An 18,408-nucleotide genomic window follows, 5' to 3' on the forward strand; every position below is an offset into this window, starting at 1 on the left:
CGCGCGAGCGCGACCCTTCTGCAATGTTAGAATCGATAATTTACCGATGACGGCGCAGCACATGCACCTCGGCGCTCGGCTGGTGGTGGCCGGGCGGCAGCGTGAAATTGCCGAGCTGGCGGTCCATTTCCAGGGCTTCCGTCGCCAGCCGGTGGATCGCCGCCGTCGTCTCTTCGACCATCGAGGCGTTCTGCTGCGTCATCGCGTCGAGTTCGGCAACGGCGCTATTGATCTCGCGCAGCGTATTGGCCTCCTCGCGGGTCGCACTCATGATCTCGTTGATCTGCCCGTTGATCGCCTCGACATGGGCGCCGATGCCCGTCAGGGCGACACCCGCTTTTTCCACAAGCGTAACGCCGCTTTCGACCTCATGCGTCGATTTCTGCAGCAGGCTGGAGATCTCCTTGGCCGCACTCGACGAACGCTGGGCAAGCTCACGCACTTCCATGGCGACGACGGCGAAGCCCTTGCCGGATTCACCGGCGCGCGCTGCCTCGACACCGGCATTGAGCGCCAGGAGGTTGGTCTGGAAGGCGATGTCGTCGATGACCGAGATGATCGTGTTGATCTGGCGCGAGGAGGCCTGGATTGCCTCCATCGCCGCGATCGTCTCGCGCATGATCTGGCCGGAGCCGGTCGTCTCCTTCTTGGCGTCGCGGGCGATGCGCTCGGCCTGTTCGGCCCGCGCGATCTGCTGGCGGACCGACTGGGTGATGGCGCTGATCGCATTCGCGGTCTCGGTGATCGAGCCGGCCTGGCGCTCGGTGCGCCCGGCAAGTTCGTCGGCACCGGTGCGCATCTCCTCGGAGCCGGCGCGCACCGCCATCGAGTTACCGCCGATCGCCGTCATGGTTTCGCTGAGCGTCGCCAGCGCCTCGTTGAAATTGACGCGCAGGCTTTCAAGCTCGTTCGGGAAGCGGGTATCGATCTGATAGGCGAGATCGCCGTTCGCCAGATGATGCAGGCCCTCGTCAATCGCCTCGACCACCTGCTGCAGCGTCTTCGCCTCGGCCTCACGCTCGGCCAGATTCTGCTGGCGGTCGTGCTCGGCCTGCAAACGCGTCTCTTCGCTGGCAGCTTCGAGCTCGCGGCTTTCGATCAGCGAGTGGCGGAAGCGGTCGAGCGCGTTGGCCATCGTGCCGATTTCATCCTTGCGGTTCAGGCTGTCGATCTCGCTGTCGAGCTTGCCATCGGCGACATCGCGGGTGACGCCGGCAAGCCGCGCAAGCGGCGAAAACAGCAAATTGGTGACGAACCCGGTGGCAAGCGCCATGACGACGAGCACGCCGATGCCGATCATCGTCAGCAGGGTGGCGATCTCGATCGAGCCGGCATTGAGGTCGCTCAGAAGCACGCTCTCGACCACGAGGAAGCGGTCGCCGCGATAGTCGATGCCGCGGACATAGGCGCGGGCCGCGCCATCTGCCCGGCTGAAATCGGCAACCGTCATCGCCGAACTGGCAAGCGCGTTCTTGACGAAGGTGAAGGGTGTCGCGTCGAGCGTCGCAAGCTTGCCGCTCGCGTCGAGACCGACGGCGGAGCCATCGCCGGAGACGATCGCCGCCCGCGCCGTGCTACCCTGGACGATGCCCTTGGCGAGGATGCCGGCGACGATCTCGTCGCGCACCTTAAAGAGAATGATGCCCTTGGCCGCCCCAAGCTTAACGATCGGCACGGCATAGAAGATCGCCGACTTGCCACTGCCGGCATCGACGCGAAGGCCGGAAAAGCCTGTCGGCGCGGCGTCATCGGTCGCCTTGGCGGTATTCTCGATCGCCTTGGCGAAAGCGATGCCGGCGCCGGTCGCCTTCCAGGCGTCCGACTTCAGATTTTCGGCGAAATCATCTTCCTTCTTGTAGGAATAGAGTACGGTACCCTCGAGATCGACAATCAGCAGATCGCTGAAGGCCGTATCCTCGAGGTCGCGGGCGACTTCGCCCTGCGTCTTTTCGTGGCTCGAATAATAAAAGCCGCTCGGCCCTTCCGGCTTGATGAGCTTCTCGCGGTGGTCGGCGGGGTTGGGGTTGCTCGCTATGAAAACCTTCTTCAGCTCGGCACGGGCATCGCCCGCGGTCTTCTCGATGGTCTTCCAGCCGCTCTTCAGATTGGTGATCGACATCTGCAGCGCCTCAATGCGCGCGATGGAATTGGCCTGGTTTTCAAGCTGCGTCAGTTGGTCCTGCAGCATGTCGCCGCGAAAAATCAGCACACTTTCCTTAGCCTTCAGCGCCTGCTCGTCGGAAATGCGGCTGCTGGCGAAATAGGCAAGCACATCGATGACCGCAATCGACAGCAAGGTCATCAGAATGAATGTGACGATGACCTTGAAGGACAGGGACTGAAATCTCCGAGCCATGTACGACGAACCCCTTCTGAACGCGCCTGCCAGCGCGGGCACGCTGCGCATGCCTGATCAACTGACCTGTAAACAGAACATCGGGGACCTAAATCTTCGCGAAAAGAAGCCCCTCTCGTATTCGATGACTAGAATTCAGGCATCTGTTTTAATTCGCGGTAAATGGCGGGGCCGAAATCCAGGAATGTTTTTGTTTTGTTCACATGTCGGTGGCAGTTAATTCGTAATCGCTATAGGTTGAACCATGCAAAATACGATTCGCATCGTCGGCATCGATCCCGGGCTTCGCCGCACCGGCTGGGGAATCATCGAGACATCAGGCAATTCGCTGCGGTTTGTGGCATCCGGAACCGTGACCTCCGATGGCGACATGGACCTTGCCTCCCGCCTTTGCCAGTTGCACGACGGCCTGGCGGAAATCGTCCACAGCTACAAGCCGGATGAGGCCGCCGTCGAACAAACCTTCGTCAACAAGGATGCGGTGGCGACCCTGAAGCTTGGCCAGGCCCGCGGCATCGCCATGCTGGTGCCGGCGCGCGCCGGGCTGCCGGTCTCCGAATATGCCCCGAACGCCGTGAAGAAGGCAGTCATCGGCGTCGGCCACGGCGAAAAGCAGCAGATCCACATGATGCTGAAGATCCTGATGCCGAAGGCCGAATTCAAGGGCAACGACGCCGCCGACGCCCTGGCGATCGCCATCTGCCATGCGCATAATCGCGGCAGCAACCGGATGCGGCAGGCGCTGGCCGGCTAATCTGTTCTTGACTTGTTCCCATTCGATGATAAGTAATACCTCGGAGGTATTACCATGCGCGTGACGGAAAAAGGCCAGGTGACCATTCCCAAGGACATCCGAGACCGTTTGAAGATCGGCCCCGGATCCGAGGTGGATTTCGTTGCCGATGAAAAGGGTGCCCGCCTCGTTGTCCTATCCAGCAGGATAGAGCCATCACAGGACGATTTTGAGTCCTGGCTCGGCAGTATGAGCGGGACCCTCGACACCAGCGGCATGACGACCGATGAGTTCATGGAATGGTTGAGGGGACCACGTGATGACCTCAGTCCTCGTTGATACGAACATCTTCATCGATATTTTCGGGCCGGATAATCCTTTCAGGGAATGGTCCGCGCGGGCGTTGAGCATATTGCGCCCGGATTCGCAATTCATCATGACACCGGTCGTCTGGGCGGAGTTGGCAAGCATGACCCCGCGCGAGGAAACCCTCGCATTTCTCCTGTCGCGACTGAACCTGATCCGCGAGGCCCTGCCGTTTCCCGCCGCGTACCGGGCCGGCATGGCCCACGCGCAGTACCGGAGAAGCGGCGGCCTGCGCGATCGCACCCTGCCGGATTTTTTCATCGGGGCGCACGCCCTCGTTCGATCGCACCGCCTTCTGACGCGCGATGGCGCGCGCTACCGCTCCTATTTCCCTGAATTGGACATCATTTCTCCCGAAACGCATCCTTGAGAGACCGCGACCCATGATCGGCAAGCTGAAAGGCACCATAGACGAGATCGGCGAAGACTATGTGCTCGTCGATGTACACGGCGTCTGCTACGTCGCCCATTGCTCGGCCCGCACCCTGTCGAAGCTTGGCTCGACTGGTGAGGCCTGCGTGCTGTTTATCGAAACCTATGTGCGCGAGGACCAGCTGAAGCTCTTCGGTTTCATGACCGCGCTGGAGCGGGAATGGTTCAACCTGCTCCAGAGCGTTCAAGGCGTCGGCGCCAAGGTGGCGCTCGCCGTGCTCTCGACGCTGACCCCAGGCGAACTTGCCAATGCGATCGCCCTGCAGGATCGCACCGCAGTCTCCCGTGCGCCGGGCGTCGGTCCCAAGGTGGCGATGCGCCTCGTCACCGAACTCAAGAACCGGGCGCCTGCCTTTGCCGGCGAAGCGATCAATATCGCTCTCAAGCAGGAACTCGGCGAAGGCGTCGCGGCCGCCCCGGTCGCCGACGCGGTATCTGCATTGACCAACCTCGGCTATTCCCGCGACCAGGCCGCCAATGCGGTTGCCGCGGCAATGAAGACAGCGGGTGATCACGCCGACAGCGCCAAGCTGATCAGGCTGGGATTGAAGGAACTGGCGCGGTGAAAAGCCGCAAAACCGATGATGGGATGTCGAGGCAGCCGTTTTTTGGTGTATTGGTGTGACAGGATTGAAAACGGAATGAGAGCATGAGCGAACCCGCCCGCCTGATATCGCCGGAAAAGCGGGGCGAAGACCTTGATATCACGTTGCGCCCGCAATCGCTGGACGAGTTCACCGGCCAGGCGGAAGCGCGCGCCAATCTCAAGGTCTTCATCGAGGCGGCGAAAAACCGCGGCGAAGCGCTGGACCATGTGCTCTTCGTCGGTCCGCCGGGCCTTGGCAAGACGACGCTGGCGCAGATCATGGCCAAAGAGCTCGGCGTCAACTTCCGCTCGACGTCGGGCCCGGTGATCGCCAAGGCCGGCGATCTCGCTGCCCTGCTCACCAATCTCGAGGAGCGCGACGTGCTCTTCATCGACGAGATCCATCGCCTCAACCCCGCCGTCGAGGAAATCCTCTATCCGGCCATGGAAGATTTCCAGCTCGACCTCATCATCGGGGAAGGCCCTGCGGCTCGCTCGGTGAAGATCGACTTGTCGAAATTCACACTGGTGGCGGCCACCACCCGCCTCGGCCTGTTGACGACGCCGCTGCGCGACCGCTTTGGCATTCCGGTGCGCCTGAGCTTCTACACCGTCGAGGAGCTGGAACTGATCGTGCGCCGTGGCGCGCGGCTGATGAACCTGCCGATCACTGAGGAGGGCGCCCGCGAGATCGCAAGACGTGCCCGTGGCACTCCGCGCATCGCCGGCCGGCTGTTGCGGCGCGTGCGCGACTTTGCCGAGGTGGCAAGGGCGGAGGCCGTCACCCGCGAGATCGCCGACGAGGCGCTGACCCGCCTGCTGGTCGACAATGTCGGCTTCGACCAGCTCGACAAACGTTACCTCAATATGATCGCGGTCAATTTCGGCGGCGGCCCGGTCGGCATCGAAACCATTGCCGCCGGCCTTTCCGAGCCGCGCGACGCGATCGAGGACATCATCGAGCCCTACATGATCCAGCAGGGTTTCATTCAGCGCACGCCACGCGGCCGTGTCCTGACCGCAATCGCGTGGAAACATCTGGGAATGCAACCACCTAAGGATATGGAGGCTGCGCAGTTCCGGCTGTTCCAGGAGGACAATTGAGTGATCACCCGCCGCGGATTTTTCAAGGTTCTCGGCGGCAGTGTCGCAGGCGTCATGTCGCTCGGTGGTTATGCCTTTGCTTATGAACCGCTCGCGCGTCTCTCCATCACCCGCTACCAGCTGACGCCGCCGGGCTGGACGCCAGGGCTCAAGCTGCGCGTCGTCGCGCTCGCCGATCTCCATGCCTGTGAACCCTGGATGTCGGCAGGCCGTATTGCCGCGATCTGCCACAGGGCGAATGAACTCGAAGGCGACGTCACCGTCCTGCTCGGCGATTACGCGGCCGGCATGAACATGGTGACGCAATACGTGCATTCGAGCCAATGGTCGAAGGCGCTCTCTACCTTGCAGGCCCCTCTCGGCGTCCATGCGATCATGGGCAACCACGATTGGTGGGAGGACAGGACCGCTCAGAAGAACGGCGGGATGGAAACATTCGGACACCGAGCCCTCGCCGACGTCGGCATCCCGGTCTACGGCAACCACGCCGTTCGGCTCGAAAAGGATGGCCGCGGCTTTTGGCTCGCAGGCCTCGAAGATCAGCTGGCGCTGCTGCCCGGCCGGAAGTGGGGCCGCACGCAGATGCTCGGCCTCGACGATCTCGATGGAACGATGGCTCAGGTGACGGACGATGCGCCCGTCATTCTGCTCGCTCATGAGCCAGATATCTTTCCGCGCGTGCCGGAGCGCGTCTCGTTGACGCTATCGGGCCACACGCACGGCGGACAGATCCGTTTCCTCGGCCGTTCGCCTATCGTGCCCTCGCGCTACGGCAACCGCTACGCCTATGGCCATATGATCGAGGAGGGGCGTAATATCATCGTCTCCGGTGGCCTCGGCTGCTCCATCGCGCCGGTGCGCTTCGGCGTGCCGCCGGAAATTGTCGTCATCGATCTTGGATAGAATGGCATGGCCAAGCGCACTCTCATCCGCCTGAATGCGGGCGCTGAGCGTTTCAACTATCGCATTGCCGGCCTCGGCTTTCGCGATGGCCACGTGCTCGTTCATCGCGCCGTGCATGAGCCCTTCTGGACCTTTCCGGGCGGCAGGGCGGAAGTCGGCGAGACGTCGGAGGAAACGCTCAAACGGGAGATGGTCGAGGAACTGGGCGTTGAGGTGACCGTCCATCGCCTGCTCTGGATCGTCGAAAATTTTTTCCACTACGAACAGCGCGACTGGCATGAACTCGGGCTTTATTACCTGTTGGAGATTCCGCCGGAATTCCCCTTCCAGCCGGGCGAGATCATCCACCGGGTCGAGGACGGCGACAACCATCTCGAATTCAAATGGGTGCTTGCGACGCGGGAGGCCCTGACCGCACTCGACATCCCGCCCTATTTCATCGCCGATGAAATCGAAACCCTACCCGTTGCGCCACGTCATCTCGTCTGGCGGGACGGCGATCTCGACGGCAAAGACTGACGCAAGCAATTCAAAGTGTTACAGCGTCCTCCGCGTGCCTCAAAAGGCGCGCGGCGCTGTAGCCAAAAGCGCTTAAAGAGGAGATGCGCCGATGCCGACCTTCGATCCTGTCAGGCCATTCCGCAAACTTGCCTATAACAACGCCCTTGCCAACCGCCGGCTGCTTCAGGCCTGCGCGACATTGAAGCCCGGCGAATTCGAAGCGCCGCGCACAAGCTTCTTCCCCTCGATCAAGGAAACCTTGAACCACACCATCACCGTCGACTGGTTCTATATCGACGGCCTGGAAGGCGGCACGCTCGGACTCAAGGCCTTCGAGGTCGACGAACCATTCCATGACGTTTCCTCGCTGGCAGACGCGCAGGCGAAGGTCGATCAGCGCCTGGTGGCACTTTGCGAGGCCCTAACGCCGGAGAAGCTCACCTCGACAATCAGCCTCCATCGCGGCGCCCGCATCCAGGAAGAGCGGATGGAAGACGTGCTCGGCCACCTCTTCCAGCATCAGACCCATCATCGCGGACAGGTGCATGCGATGCTCTCCGGCACCAGCGTCGCTCCGCCGCAACTCGACGAATTCATCGTTGCCGACGATGCGCGGTTTCGCGGCGCAGAACTCCCCGCTCTCGGCTGGAGCGAAGAAACGCTGATGCGCTGATTTCAAAGTGTTAAAGCGTCCTTAGCGCGTCCTATCGGACGCGCTGCGCATTAATCCTGCAGCCGCCTCTTCAGGCCGTCGATGATCGTCTTCGTGAGAAGGTCGTAATTCTCGTCGAAGTGATGATCGCCCGGCAGTTCGATGACCTCGGCGCCGCTATCCTTCAGTGCCGGACAGGCGACATCGTCATCGTCGTCCTTGCCGTAGATGCATTGCACGAGCTTCGGATCGATGTTCTTCAGATCGCCGACGGGATCGCCTCCCGCTCCTTCCGTCTTCTGGCCGAGCCAGCCGAGAACAGAGATGACGTAGTCAACTTCGTGCGAAAGTGACAGCAGCGACAATTGTGCGACCGCCGACTTTTCGGCTGGCTTGAGGAGCTGGTAAGTAGCCGGCACGACATCGGCACCGAAGGAATAACCGATGAGCAGCACATGCTTCACCTTCCACTGCTTACGGTAGAAATCGATGATCTTCGAAAGATCGGCGGCTGTCTCCTCCGGCTTGCGCTCCTTCCAGAAATAGTGGAGCGAATCGACGCCGACGACCGGAATACCTTCCTTCTGCAGCGTGCCGCCGACCTCCTTGTCGATGTCGCGCCAGCCGCCGTCGCCGGAATAGATCACCGCCATCGTATCGAAGGCCGGCGTTGCCTCGAGCACAGCCAGCGGCAGGCCGAGCGGGTTGCCGAAGGCGCCGGAGGCGGTGACGAGATCGTCGAGCGTATCGGCAAACGCCGTCTGCGCATCGTCGGTGGAATCGCGGATCTCGATCGCGTCATGGGCCTTCTTCAGCGCCTCGGCATGCGCCCGACCATCCTTGTTGGCATCAGGCGTGAAGACGGTAACGATCGGGTCCGGCAACACGCCGTCGCTGAGGCCATAGACGGTGCGTTCGCCGACCACTTGCTTGGACGCCGGCGTGCAAAGCTCCTTGGCAAGCGGAATGCCGGCGACCGGATTAACGGCAAGTGTCTGGCCGATCGTCGCATCCGGCGTTTGCGCGGCGATCGCCAGCGCTAAGGCCCCGCCCTCGCCGATACCGGCGACGATCGGCAGGTGATAGGCGTTGTTGCCGGTCGCGCGCTGCACCTGCTGGCTCAGCGATTCGATGTCGGACACCATGTAGACGCAGCCGTCGTTGAGGCTGACGTCATACTGGCTGAGCGCCTGGATATAGGATGGAAAGTCAACGCCGATGACGACGGCGCCTTCGGCGACCAACCTGTCGGCTTCGGCTTTCTCATAGTCGCCCCAGCCGGCGGCATCCGAGATCAGCATCACCGTGCCCTTCACCTCCCCTTCCGGCAGGAAGATGTGCGGCGACGGGATGAGCCCGGTTTCGAAGCTCTGCGTGGTCTCTTCGGCGGCGTCAGCCGGTGCGGCCGCGAGCATGCAGGCGCATGCCGTGGCAAGAAGGATTGTTCTGATCATTTTCTCACTACCCCTTTCAATCCGCCCCCAATCAGAAATGTCGCGTCCATCAACGCGATCATCGGATTGCCCCCTCCTGAGACCGCAAGATAGCGCGGTTGCCAGTGCGGATGAAACTTGGATTTGAATGCCCGAAGGCCTTTGAAGTTATAGAAGCGCTCGCCGTGTTCGAAGACGGTGCTGCCGATGCGGTCCCAGACGGGCGCCGCCTCGCGTTTCGACATGCCGGAGAGAGGCGCCATGCCGAGATTGAAGTGGGTGAAACCCTGCCCTCGCAGATATTCCATGATCTGCACGAAGAGAAAGTCCATCGAGCCCTTCGGCGCGTCCGGCGAGAAGCGCATGAGATCGATCGTGCCCTCCTGTCTGGATTCGGTCACTAGGATATTGGCGAAGGCGACGATCCTGCCGTCCTTTTTCAGGATGCCGACCGGCTGCGAGGAGACATAATCGAAATCGAACGCGCCGAGCGAGAAGCCCTTTTCCTTGGCATTGTGATGCTCGAGCCAGGCCGTCGAAACCGCGGCAAGATCATCGATGACCGAAGACACGTCCTGCGGTTCGACGACGGCGAATTCCAGCCCGTCGCGCTGGGCGCGGCTTGCCGTCTGGCGAAGGTTCGCCCATTTGCCGCCCTTCATCTCGAAGGTCCTGAGATCGGCCACCGCCAGTTCGCCGAGCTTGAAGGCGCGCAGGCCGGCATCGGCGCAATGGGACAGCAGCGCCGGCGATATCTGATAGAACACGGCCCGGCAGCCGGCGGCGCGCGCCGCTTCGACGAAACGCCAGACGAGTTCCTGCACGGCGCGATGGTCGCCGACCGGATCGAACAGCGCGATCCAGGAGCGGCCCTGCCGGCCATACATGATGAAGGCATCGCCGTTTTCCGAGAACATGATGCTCTTGTCGCCCATGCGCACAAGATTGGCATCGGCATTGCCCTGCTTCATGACGATCTCGACGGCACGCGCCAGCGCCTCGTCCGTCGCCTGCTCCGGCCGGAAGCTCGCCGGTCGGAGCAGGCTGAAGACGGCGATCGCCGACGAAATGATGGTGATGCCGAGCACGGCGCGCAGCCCGCGCGGCGCCTCGGCGGTGAATTCGAACTGCCACCAGAGCTGGTTGCTGTATTCGACGTCGCGATAGACGAAGAGCAGGATGACGACAGCCCCGACGACGATCACGGCGATCGCCATCAGCCAGGACGCCGTCAGCGCCTGGTTGAGCAGCGAGGCCTGGCGGGTAAAGAGCCGGCGGCTGACGAAGAGCCCGAAGATGAGGAAGGCAAGAAAAGCCGCTTCGACAAGCGCGATCGCCTTCAGCAGCGACAAGGTCAGCGCGGCAAGCGCCGAGAACACGGCGACCCACCAGGCGCCGTCGAGCCGCTGGCCGAGGCCGCGCGCGGCGACGACGAGTGCCAACCCCAGCAGGCTGGAGAGGAAATGCGCCCCTTCGACCATCGGCAGCGGCAGATAGTTGGAGAGGAATTCGAGGTTCTGGTCCGGCGTAGGCGTGACGCTCGAAAACACCAGCATGACGCCGAGCAGCAGCGCGAGAGCCGACAGCAGCTGCGGCATCAGCCGTCCGCCGATGCGCCGCATGCTGGAGGCGGCCGGATGGTCGACGAAACGACGCAGCTCCGCCGCCGAGACCGCGAGTACAGCGATCAGCAGCGGCAACACATGGTAGACCAGCCGGTAGAGCACCAGCGATCCGAGCACGGCATCGATGTTCACCGCGCTGCCGAGCGAGGCGATGATCACGGTCTCGAACACACCGAGCCCGGCCGGAACATGGCTGAGCACGCCGAGACCGACGGCGATCGCATAGACGGCGAGGAAGACCGGCCAGCCGATGGCTGTCTGCGGCAGCAGCACATAGAGCACCGACGCCGAGGCGGCGATATCGAAGGCTGTGACCAGGAACTGCCGCGACCAGGTACGCGAATCCGGCAGGCGGATTGCCACAGGGCCAAGATCGAGCACGCGCCCGTCACGGCCGATGATCATCACCGCGCCCAGAATGGCGACGATCGAACCGGCGATCAGCCGAAGAAGGAAGGGGCTGATGCCGACGAGCGGGCCGATCTCGTCGGCGATGACGATGAGGGCGATCGCCGCGACGCCCGCAAGCCCCAATCCGAAGGACAACGTGACGAAGGCGATGATGCGGCCGATATCCTCCGGCGAGAGCCCGAGACGCGTATAGGCGCGGTAGCGGATCGCGCCGCCCGAAAGCGCGCCGAAGCCGGCGGTATTGCCGACGGCATAGGCGCTGAACGCGGTCAGCGCGACATGCGGAAAGGGCAGCTTCTTGCCGATATATTCGATGGCGTTGAGATCGTAGAAGATCAGTGCGAGGAAACTGAGCGCCGTGAAGAACAACGCAAGCAGGATCGAACTCGGCCTGGTGGCGGCGAGCGCACTAACGACGTCGTCATAGCGCACCTCGTTGGTGAGCTGCATAATCGCGTAACCGACGAGGCAGAAGACCACCAGTGATGCGGCCGCCAGCAGCGGCGTTCTGTACCGTCTGAACAGCCCACCAAAAGAAAACCCGTCCGTTTCTTCAATCTCTTCCAAATTGCCGTGCCCCGACATTCTCGTACCCTGCTGCAACTGCCAGCTTGGCGGGAATCATTTCAGATGACGTAACATGAAAGGCATATAAGCTCTATGAAGCCATGCCGCCGCTACCCCAGCCCCGCCGCCTGCGCCTCAATCATCCTCAATTGGGGCGAATTTGCGCAGGCGGGCGGCGCAGCACATTGCATTTTCGTAAGCTTCGGCAGAGCCTTGCGCTCGATGGAGAGTTGAGACGCGGGAGAAAGGTTCGATATGCAGGATGGTTCGGCCTTCGTGATGCTTGCTCTCGGCCGCCTGCTGCTCGGCGGCCTCTATGTCGCTGGCGGCGTTCATCATTTTTTCGTCATCGTGCCGCTGACCGAGGCGATCGAAGCCCGCGGCCTCCCTTTTGCGAAATGGGTGCTGGTCTTGGGCAGCATGTTCCAGATCGTCGCCGGCATCCTGCTGATGCTCGGCCTTTTTGTCGCGGCAGCGGCATTCGGTCTCATCGTCTTCACGTTAGCGGCCACCGTCATGCTGCTGAATTTCTGGGACATGCAGGGAACGGCGCGCGACAGCGCCATCAATACCTGGAAAACCAATATGGCAATCATCGGCGGCCTGCTGATCGCAGCAGCCGGCGCAATGTGAAGCGGTTCATGCCACCGGCTCGCTGCTCGCCCGTGCATGCGCGGCGTAACGCGCGACGGCAGCATCCACCTCCGCGTCGCGATCGCCTGCCACCTGCACCGTCGGCACGGCGAATTCGATACCGTTTTCCTGGAAGGCATTGCGGATCATCGCCAGCGCATTGCGGCGGATGACGAATTGCTCGCCGGGCTTCGTCATCATCGACAGCCGGATTTCGATCGCGAATTCGCCGAACTGCTCAACACCCTTCATCTTCAGCGTCTCGATGATATGAGGACCGAATTCCGGATTTTCGAGCAGCGTCTGGCCGATCTGCTTGATCACCTTCTTCGCCTTGACGAGATCGGTGTCGTATTTGACGTTGAGGCTGATCTTGTCGATCGTCCAATCGCGATTGAGGTTCTTCACCGCGCCGAGTTCACCGAACGGCACCGTCGTCAGCGGTCCGCGATGATGCCTGAGCTTCACCGAGCGCAAGCTGAAGGCCTCGACCACACCCTTGTGGCTGCCGCTTTCGATGTATTCGCCGATGCGGAAGGCATCGTCCCAGAGATAGAACATGCCGCTGATGACGTCTTTGACGATCGTCTGCGCGCCGAAACCGACCGCGACGCCGACGACGCCGGCGCCGGCGATCAGCGGCCCGATTTCGATACCGAGGCCGGAGAGCACCATCAGAACGGCGATGACGACAATGACGACGGCAAGGATATTGCGGAAGATCGGCAAGAGCGTCTGTATCCGCGCGCGTTTGGCCTTCTCCTCATCCGTTGCTCCGCCATCCACGGATGAATCGAGCAGCTTGCCGTCGATATAGGCCTTGATGACATGCCAGAGCAGATCGGCGGCAAGCAGGATGACGATGCCGCCGATCACGCCGCGCGCGATCTTGTCGATCATCGTTTCGCCCGCGGCCATGGTATCGGCACCGACGCCGAGCATATGCCCAAGCCAGATGGCGGCAACGGCAATGATCAGCGCCCGCACGCCACGGTCAAGCAGCACGGCTGCAATGCGGCGCGTGGCAAGGAAGCTCGCTTCGGTCTGCTGCAGCGATTTTACCGCAATCGTCGAGACGGCAAGCACGCGCGGCAGCAGCAGCACGTAAATGCCGAGCCAGAGCAGCCAGTTGAAGCCTGCGACCCAGAGGCTCCAGAGCAACAGGAAATAGACGGTGAGCGCCCAGGAGGTCCCGTGACCACGCTTCTCGTCCTTGTGCGGCCGCGACCAGACTGCCTCGATGGCGATCAACAACAGGCCGATGCCCAGGATATAGCCGACGAGGAGCCGCACGCTCGCAGAATAACCGAGCGGCTCCATCGACTGGATCACCGCCCAGCCGAAAATGAAATAGATGACGAAAGTCGCACAGCGCCGATACCAGAAGAATGCAACCGCACGCACCGGCATGATCGGAGCGGGGTTACCCTGCCGTTCCTCCTCCATCCGCGCCAGCCCGATGAGATCGACCAGTACGCCGCCGAGACAAATCGTGAAACGCTGGACCACAAGCGCGACAACGCAAACGATCGCTATGCTCTGGCTGACCGGCGGCCAGCTGACGCTGAGAAGAGCAAGTGCCGTCGCCATCGCGAAGATCAGCGCCGGGATGACGCGCGGGGCGAGATGCATGCCCGCCATCTGCGCCGCCTGGCGGCGGCGGCGGAAGGCATACCGGGCAATGCGCTCGACGATGGTGCCGAGCAGGAAAATCGCCAGAAACTGCGCCACCATGCGCGACCAGCCGGTGGCGGCGATTTCACCGAAGAACAGCGAAGAAGCATGGCCGACCTGCGAGGGCAATGTCATCGCCGCATCGGAGACCATCGAGACGTGCCGGCGGGCGTGCTGGAGCAGACCTGACAGCACCGACATCTGGTCGCTGGCCGCCGAATCGCTCGCGGGTGCTGCCGCCATTTGCGTCGACATCCATTGTTTGACCTGAGGAGTCTGCATCAGCTCCATCATCTGACGCACCTCGGCCGGCGGGGCGGACGCGGCCGGCATTTGCGCTGGCGGCGTCTGGGAAAAGCCAGGCGAAACCGCCGAAAAAAGCGCAAGCAATGCCAGTATGCCGAATATGACGGCCTTCAAGCCCCTTGCCATGCCACGCTCCATGACCGCCTCCAATGAAATGTCGGTCGCTTGTGCAAAGCAGCGCCGACATTTTGCAATGGATACTCGCGACCGTTGCCGCCAGCAAGCAGTAGGAAAACCATACTGATGGCTAGGAAAGGTCAACGTCGCCGCCTCTTCGAAACGAAACGCCGCGCTCGATTTCAGAATGACGGCTTTGTCGGAACGGTGAGTGAAGTCGCTCGCCTTCAGGATTTCGCGGCCGGTTTTTCCACGTGGCCGCCGAAGCCCGCGCGCATCGCCGACAGCACCTTGTTGGCGAATTCGTCATTGTCGCGCGAGGAGAAGCGACCGTAGAGCGCAGCGCTCAGCACCGGCGTCGGCACGCTTTCGTCGATTGCCGCCATGATCGTCCAGCGGCCTTCGCCGCTGTCCGAGACGCGGCCGGCATATTTCGAAAGTGCGGGATCGGCATGCAGCGCATCGGCCGTAAGATCGAGCAGCCAGGAGGTGATGACGCTGCCGCGGCGCCAGACTTCGGCGACATCCTGCAGGTTGAAATCATATTGGAAATGTTCCGGATGGGCGAGCGGTGCGGTCTCCGCATCGGCCTCGTGCGAGGCGGCGCCGATATTGGCGTGCTTCAGAATATTGATACCTTCGGCATAGGCGGCCATCAGGCCGTATTCGATGCCGTTATGCACCATCTTCACGAAATGACCGGCGCCATGCGGGCCGCAATGCAGGTAACCCTGCTCGGCGGTGCTGGCCGCAGCCGCCTCGGCGCTCCGGTTCGGCGAGGCTTCCGTCTTGCCGACACCGGGCGCCAGCGTCGCGAAGATCGGGGAAAGGTGTTCGACGATGCCCTTCTCGCCGCCAATCATCAGGCAATAACCGCGCTCGAGGCCGAAGACGCCGCCGCTTGTGCCGACATCGACATAGTGGATGCCCTTGGTGATAAGGTCGGCGCCGCGGCGGATGTCGTCATGGTAATAAGAGTTTCCGCCGTCAATGACGATATCGCCATTCTCAAGCAGCGGCACCAGGCTCGCCAGCACCTTGTCGACGATCGCCGCTGGCAGCATCAGCCAGATGGCGCGTGGATGGGTGAGCTTCGAGACAAATTCCTGGAGCGAAGCACTGCCGATCGCACCGAGGCCTGCGAGCTCGGCAACGCTTTCCGGCCTGGCGTCGTAGACGACGCATTCGTGACCGCCTCGCATCAAGCGCTGGACCATATAATTGCCCATGCGGCCCAAACCAACCATGCCAAGCTGCATAATGAATCTCCTGGAAACCGAAATGAAGTATCGAATCCGGAAATTAGCACCCGCAGTGTGACAGGCAAGCGAAGTCTCGCTGATATTGGCGAATGCGACGATTGCGCCGCCAATCTCCTTGAGACCGACGCACTCGTCAAACATCAGGCGCGCTGGCCGGCTCTCCCTTCATTTCGCTAAGGAACATGCCCTCGCGCAGATTGATGCCGTATTCCACGAAAGCCTTCATGCTGCAGAGCATCTGCGTCCAGCCTTCGCAGTTGAGATAGGTGCCGCGCCGACCGGCATCGTCTTCGCGCCAGCCGGTCTCGGCGATCGTCACCAGCGTGCCGCCATCCTCCAGCGGCTTGAAGTTCATCTCGACCAGCGTCTTGTACTTCGCCTCGTCTTCGCCAGTGCCGCCATCCCAGCGCAGCACGATGCGGCTTTCCGGCACCAGTTCGACCACCTCGACCGGCGCATCCTTCCACCAGGTCACCGTCGTGCCCTTCACGAGCGGTGCGCTCGCTCCGCCGATCGAGGTGAAATAGCTGCTGAGCTTCTTCGGGTTGACGACGGCATCGAACACCTCTGCAACGGGGCGGCCGACACGGCCGGAAATGCGGATTCCGAGAGACATGACACTTCTCCTCTTCTCCAATGTGTCTGTTCCATTGTCCTTGGCGCCATTATGTTATAAAAACATAACATGTCAAGCGAATCAACCGACGACCCCGTTTTCAAGGCGCTGGCGCATCATCGCCGCCGCGAAATCCTCGATCTGCTGAAGGATGGCCCCCGAACCACAGGGACCCTTTGCGAGATGTTTCCGCAGATGGATCGCTGTACGGTGATGCTGCATCTGAAGGTACTGGAGGAGGCCGACCTGGTCGTCGCCAGGAAGGAAGGCCGCGAGCGCTGGAACCACCTGAACAGCCTGCCGATCAAGCACATCTATGACCGCTGGATCAGCACCTATGCCGGCCATTCCCTGTCAATTCTCGACCGGCTGAAAGGCGACCTCGAGGGCCAGCCCGAATAATAATCCAGCCGCCCAACAGCTTGCTTGCCGGCCAGCCGAAGCGCTATGCCGGCCAAAACGGCACGGGATCAGGCAGATGACGATATCGGGCGCCGGCATACGCCGCATGCGGCTGCTGCGCAGCATCAAGCAGGAACATCTCGCCGAACTCCTCGGCGTCAACCAGGCGACGGTCTCACGCTGGGAGCGTAATCAGCTCGCCCTGTCGGCCGAACAGGCGGCCAAGCTGGAACGGATTTTCAGCTCACCGCAACATGCAGTCGTCGATGCGGCGCTGAAGCAGCTGGTCGAGGATTCCGTCCGGCCGGTGCATCTGATCTGCGACCGCACCCACCGGCTGCTCGCCGCCTCTCGCCCGCGGCAGACGGAGTGGCGGGCGCCGCTCGGCGCCTTTCTCGGCCGTTCGCTGTTCTCCTACGCCTCCACCGAAATCGCCGCCGCCGAGCAGTCGCTGGAGGAGCGCGGCTGGCATGAGGGCAGGCTCTCGTCGCTGATCCTCGATACCGGCGCCAACGGCAATGCGCTTCTGCCGATCGCCGCCGGCCGCGTGATCTGGGAACGGATCATGCTTTCCGATGGCAGCGCCGGCCGCCTCGTCACGACCATCGGCTGAGCCTGCAGCTTTCCTGCATTCCCCTGCATAATTTATGCGTTGTCTGAAAACCTTAGTCTTTATAGCGTCCGCCGCCGAACGGTCAGGAGACGATGTGATGACGATATTGGTAACGGGAAGTGCCGGCCATCTCGGCGAGGCGCTGATGCGAACCCTGAGGGCGGAAAGCGGCTGGGTGCGCGGCATCGATATCAAGCCCTCGGTTTTTACCGACATGGTCGGCTCGATCAGTGATCGCGCCTTCGTCCGCCGGGCAATGTCAGGCATCCGCCACGTCATCCATGCCGCAACGCTGCACAAACCGCATGTGGCAACCCACGGCAATTACGATTTCCTCGACACCAATGCCGCCGGCACCCTGAACCTGCTCGAAGAATCGGTCGCCGCAGGCGTTGTAAGCTTCATCTTCACCAGCACCACCAGCACCTTCGGTGCCGCATTGACGCCGGCTGCCGGCGAACCGGCGGCATGGGTGACCGAGGACGTACTTCCCGTCGCGAAAAACATTTACGGCGTAACGAAACTCGCCGCCGAAGGCCTGTGCGAACTCTTCGCCCGCAAATCCGGCCTGCCGGTCGCCATTCTCAGGACGTCGCGTTTCTTTCCCGAAAATGACGACGATCCTGACATTCGCAACGGCTATTCGGCAGAGAATGCCCAGGCCAACGAGCTTCTTCACCGCCGCGTGGACATCAGCGATGTGGTCGGCGCCCATCTGCTGGCGCTGGAAAAGGCGCCGGCAATCGGCTTTGGCCGCTATATCATCTCCGCCACGACGCCGTTTTCGGCAATTGATCTTGCCGCGATCCGGCGCGACGCGCCTCCCGTCGTCGAACAACTGTTTCCGGGTGCAGGCGCTCTTTACGCATCACGCGGCTGGAAGATGTTTCCTTCGCTCGACCGCGTCTACGTCAACGAACGCGCAAGACGGGAACTCGGCTGGCAGCCGCGATATAATTTCCGTTTCGTGCTCGATTGCCTGCGCGACAACAGGGAGTGGCGAAGCCCTTTGGCGTTGGATGTCGGCTCCAAAGGTTATCACGACGAGGTCTTTGCCGAAGGACCTTACCCGGTCGGATAGAGGAGCGAGCTGCAATGCGGACACGCGAAAGCCCG

Annotated in this window: 18 protein-coding genes; 12 read left to right on the plus strand and 6 right to left on the minus strand. The window is 61.9% G+C overall.

The genetic code is table 11. The features are described from left to right. Positions 1 to 40: 40 nt before the first annotated feature. Positions 41 to 2,356 carry a methyl-accepting chemotaxis protein gene (locus tag RLCC275e_RS17840; RefSeq protein ID WP_033179739.1) on the minus strand — a complete coding sequence of 772 codons (2,316 nt, stop codon included), beginning with the start codon at positions 2,354 to 2,356 and terminating at the stop codon, positions 41 to 43. A 244-nt stretch (positions 2,357 to 2,600) separates the two neighbouring features. Between RLCC275e_RS17840 and ruvC the strand changes: the two genes are divergently transcribed. The 8 genes from ruvC (at position 2,601) to RLCC275e_RS17880 (ending at position 7,654) form a co-directional block, all read left to right on the plus strand. Continuing rightward, complete coding sequence (gene ruvC, locus RLCC275e_RS17845) at positions 2,601 to 3,110, plus strand: crossover junction endodeoxyribonuclease RuvC (protein WP_033179738.1); 510 nt, start codon at positions 2,601 to 2,603, stop codon at positions 3,108 to 3,110. 54 nt (positions 3,111 to 3,164) lie between these two features. Beyond that, positions 3,165 to 3,428 carry an AbrB/MazE/SpoVT family DNA-binding domain-containing protein gene (locus tag RLCC275e_RS17850; RefSeq protein WP_003552542.1) on the plus strand — a complete coding sequence of 88 codons (264 nt, stop codon included), beginning with the start codon at positions 3,165 to 3,167 and terminating at the stop codon, positions 3,426 to 3,428. Further along, complete coding sequence (locus tag RLCC275e_RS17855; RefSeq protein WP_017995094.1) at positions 3,409 to 3,825, plus strand: type II toxin-antitoxin system VapC family toxin; 417 nt, start codon at positions 3,409 to 3,411, stop codon at positions 3,823 to 3,825. The genes RLCC275e_RS17850 and RLCC275e_RS17855 overlap by 20 nt, the downstream gene beginning before the upstream one ends. Before the next feature lie 13 nt (positions 3,826 to 3,838). Then, positions 3,839 to 4,453: a Holliday junction branch migration protein RuvA gene (gene ruvA / locus RLCC275e_RS17860; RefSeq protein ID WP_033179737.1), complete on the plus strand. Its 615-nt coding sequence runs from the start codon at positions 3,839 to 3,841 to the stop codon at positions 4,451 to 4,453. Positions 4,454 to 4,536: 83 nt separating this feature from the next. Further along, on the plus strand, positions 4,537 to 5,577 hold the full coding sequence (gene ruvB / locus RLCC275e_RS17865) for a Holliday junction branch migration DNA helicase RuvB (protein ID WP_003552548.1): 1,041 nt from the start codon (positions 4,537 to 4,539) through the stop codon (positions 5,575 to 5,577). After that, a complete protein-coding gene (locus RLCC275e_RS17870; protein ID WP_033179736.1) occupies positions 5,578 to 6,480 on the plus strand; it encodes a metallophosphoesterase in 903 nt (300 codons plus the stop codon). A gap of 6 nt (positions 6,481 to 6,486) precedes the next feature. Next, the gene (locus RLCC275e_RS17875; RefSeq protein ID WP_033179735.1) at positions 6,487 to 6,999 is read left to right on the plus strand and encodes an NUDIX hydrolase; all 513 of its coding nucleotides are present in this window, start codon (positions 6,487 to 6,489) and stop codon (positions 6,997 to 6,999) included. A 91-nt stretch (positions 7,000 to 7,090) separates the two neighbouring features. Further along, positions 7,091 to 7,654, plus strand: a complete 564-nt coding sequence (locus RLCC275e_RS17880; RefSeq protein ID WP_033179734.1) for a DinB family protein — start codon at positions 7,091 to 7,093, stop codon at positions 7,652 to 7,654. 50 nt (positions 7,655 to 7,704) lie between these two features. Here the strand turns inward: RLCC275e_RS17880 and RLCC275e_RS17885 are convergent, their stop codons facing one another. Next, a complete protein-coding gene (locus RLCC275e_RS17885) occupies positions 7,705 to 9,087 on the minus strand; it encodes a virulence factor family protein (RefSeq protein ID WP_033179733.1) in 1,383 nt (460 codons plus the stop codon). Next, the gene (gene mprF / locus RLCC275e_RS17890; protein WP_033179732.1) at positions 9,084 to 11,687 is read right to left on the minus strand and encodes a bifunctional lysylphosphatidylglycerol flippase/synthetase MprF; all 2,604 of its coding nucleotides are present in this window, start codon (positions 11,685 to 11,687) and stop codon (positions 9,084 to 9,086) included. Before mprF ends, RLCC275e_RS17885 begins: the two co-directional genes overlap by 4 nt. Before the next feature lie 237 nt (positions 11,688 to 11,924). On the opposite strand from mprF, the gene RLCC275e_RS17895 reads away from it, so the two are divergent. Continuing rightward, positions 11,925 to 12,302 carry a DoxX family protein gene (locus tag RLCC275e_RS17895; RefSeq protein ID WP_033179731.1) on the plus strand — a complete coding sequence of 126 codons (378 nt, stop codon included), beginning with the start codon at positions 11,925 to 11,927 and terminating at the stop codon, positions 12,300 to 12,302. A gap of 6 nt (positions 12,303 to 12,308) precedes the next feature. Here the strand turns inward: RLCC275e_RS17895 and RLCC275e_RS17900 are convergent, their stop codons facing one another. From RLCC275e_RS17900 to RLCC275e_RS17910, 3 genes are all read right to left on the minus strand, one after another. Next, entirely contained in the window at positions 12,309 to 14,420 is a 2,112-nt protein-coding gene (locus RLCC275e_RS17900; protein ID WP_033179730.1) for a mechanosensitive ion channel family protein, read from the minus strand. A gap of 206 nt (positions 14,421 to 14,626) precedes the next feature. After that, positions 14,627 to 15,658, minus strand: coding sequence for a phosphogluconate dehydrogenase (NAD(+)-dependent, decarboxylating) (gene gnd, locus RLCC275e_RS17905; protein WP_003552565.1), 1,032 nt, complete (start codon positions 15,656 to 15,658; stop codon positions 14,627 to 14,629). Between the two features lie 136 nt (positions 15,659 to 15,794). Continuing rightward, a complete protein-coding gene (locus tag RLCC275e_RS17910) occupies positions 15,795 to 16,277 on the minus strand; it encodes an SRPBCC domain-containing protein (protein ID WP_033179729.1) in 483 nt (160 codons plus the stop codon). A gap of 69 nt (positions 16,278 to 16,346) precedes the next feature. On the opposite strand from RLCC275e_RS17910, the gene RLCC275e_RS17915 reads away from it, so the two are divergent. From RLCC275e_RS17915 to RLCC275e_RS17925, 3 genes are all read left to right on the plus strand, one after another. Next, complete coding sequence (locus tag RLCC275e_RS17915) at positions 16,347 to 16,679, plus strand: ArsR/SmtB family transcription factor (RefSeq protein WP_033179728.1); 333 nt, start codon at positions 16,347 to 16,349, stop codon at positions 16,677 to 16,679. Positions 16,680 to 16,755: 76 nt separating this feature from the next. Beyond that, complete coding sequence (locus RLCC275e_RS17920; protein ID WP_033179727.1) at positions 16,756 to 17,292, plus strand: helix-turn-helix transcriptional regulator; 537 nt, start codon at positions 16,756 to 16,758, stop codon at positions 17,290 to 17,292. A gap of 97 nt (positions 17,293 to 17,389) precedes the next feature. Beyond that, entirely contained in the window at positions 17,390 to 18,373 is a 984-nt protein-coding gene (locus RLCC275e_RS17925) for an NAD-dependent epimerase/dehydratase family protein (protein WP_033179726.1), read from the plus strand. The last annotated feature ends 35 nt before the right edge of the window (positions 18,374 to 18,408 follow it).

The sequence above is a fragment of the Rhizobium brockwellii genome, assembly GCF_000769405.2.
In the GTDB taxonomy this organism is placed as follows: domain Bacteria; phylum Pseudomonadota; class Alphaproteobacteria; order Rhizobiales; family Rhizobiaceae; genus Rhizobium; species Rhizobium brockwellii.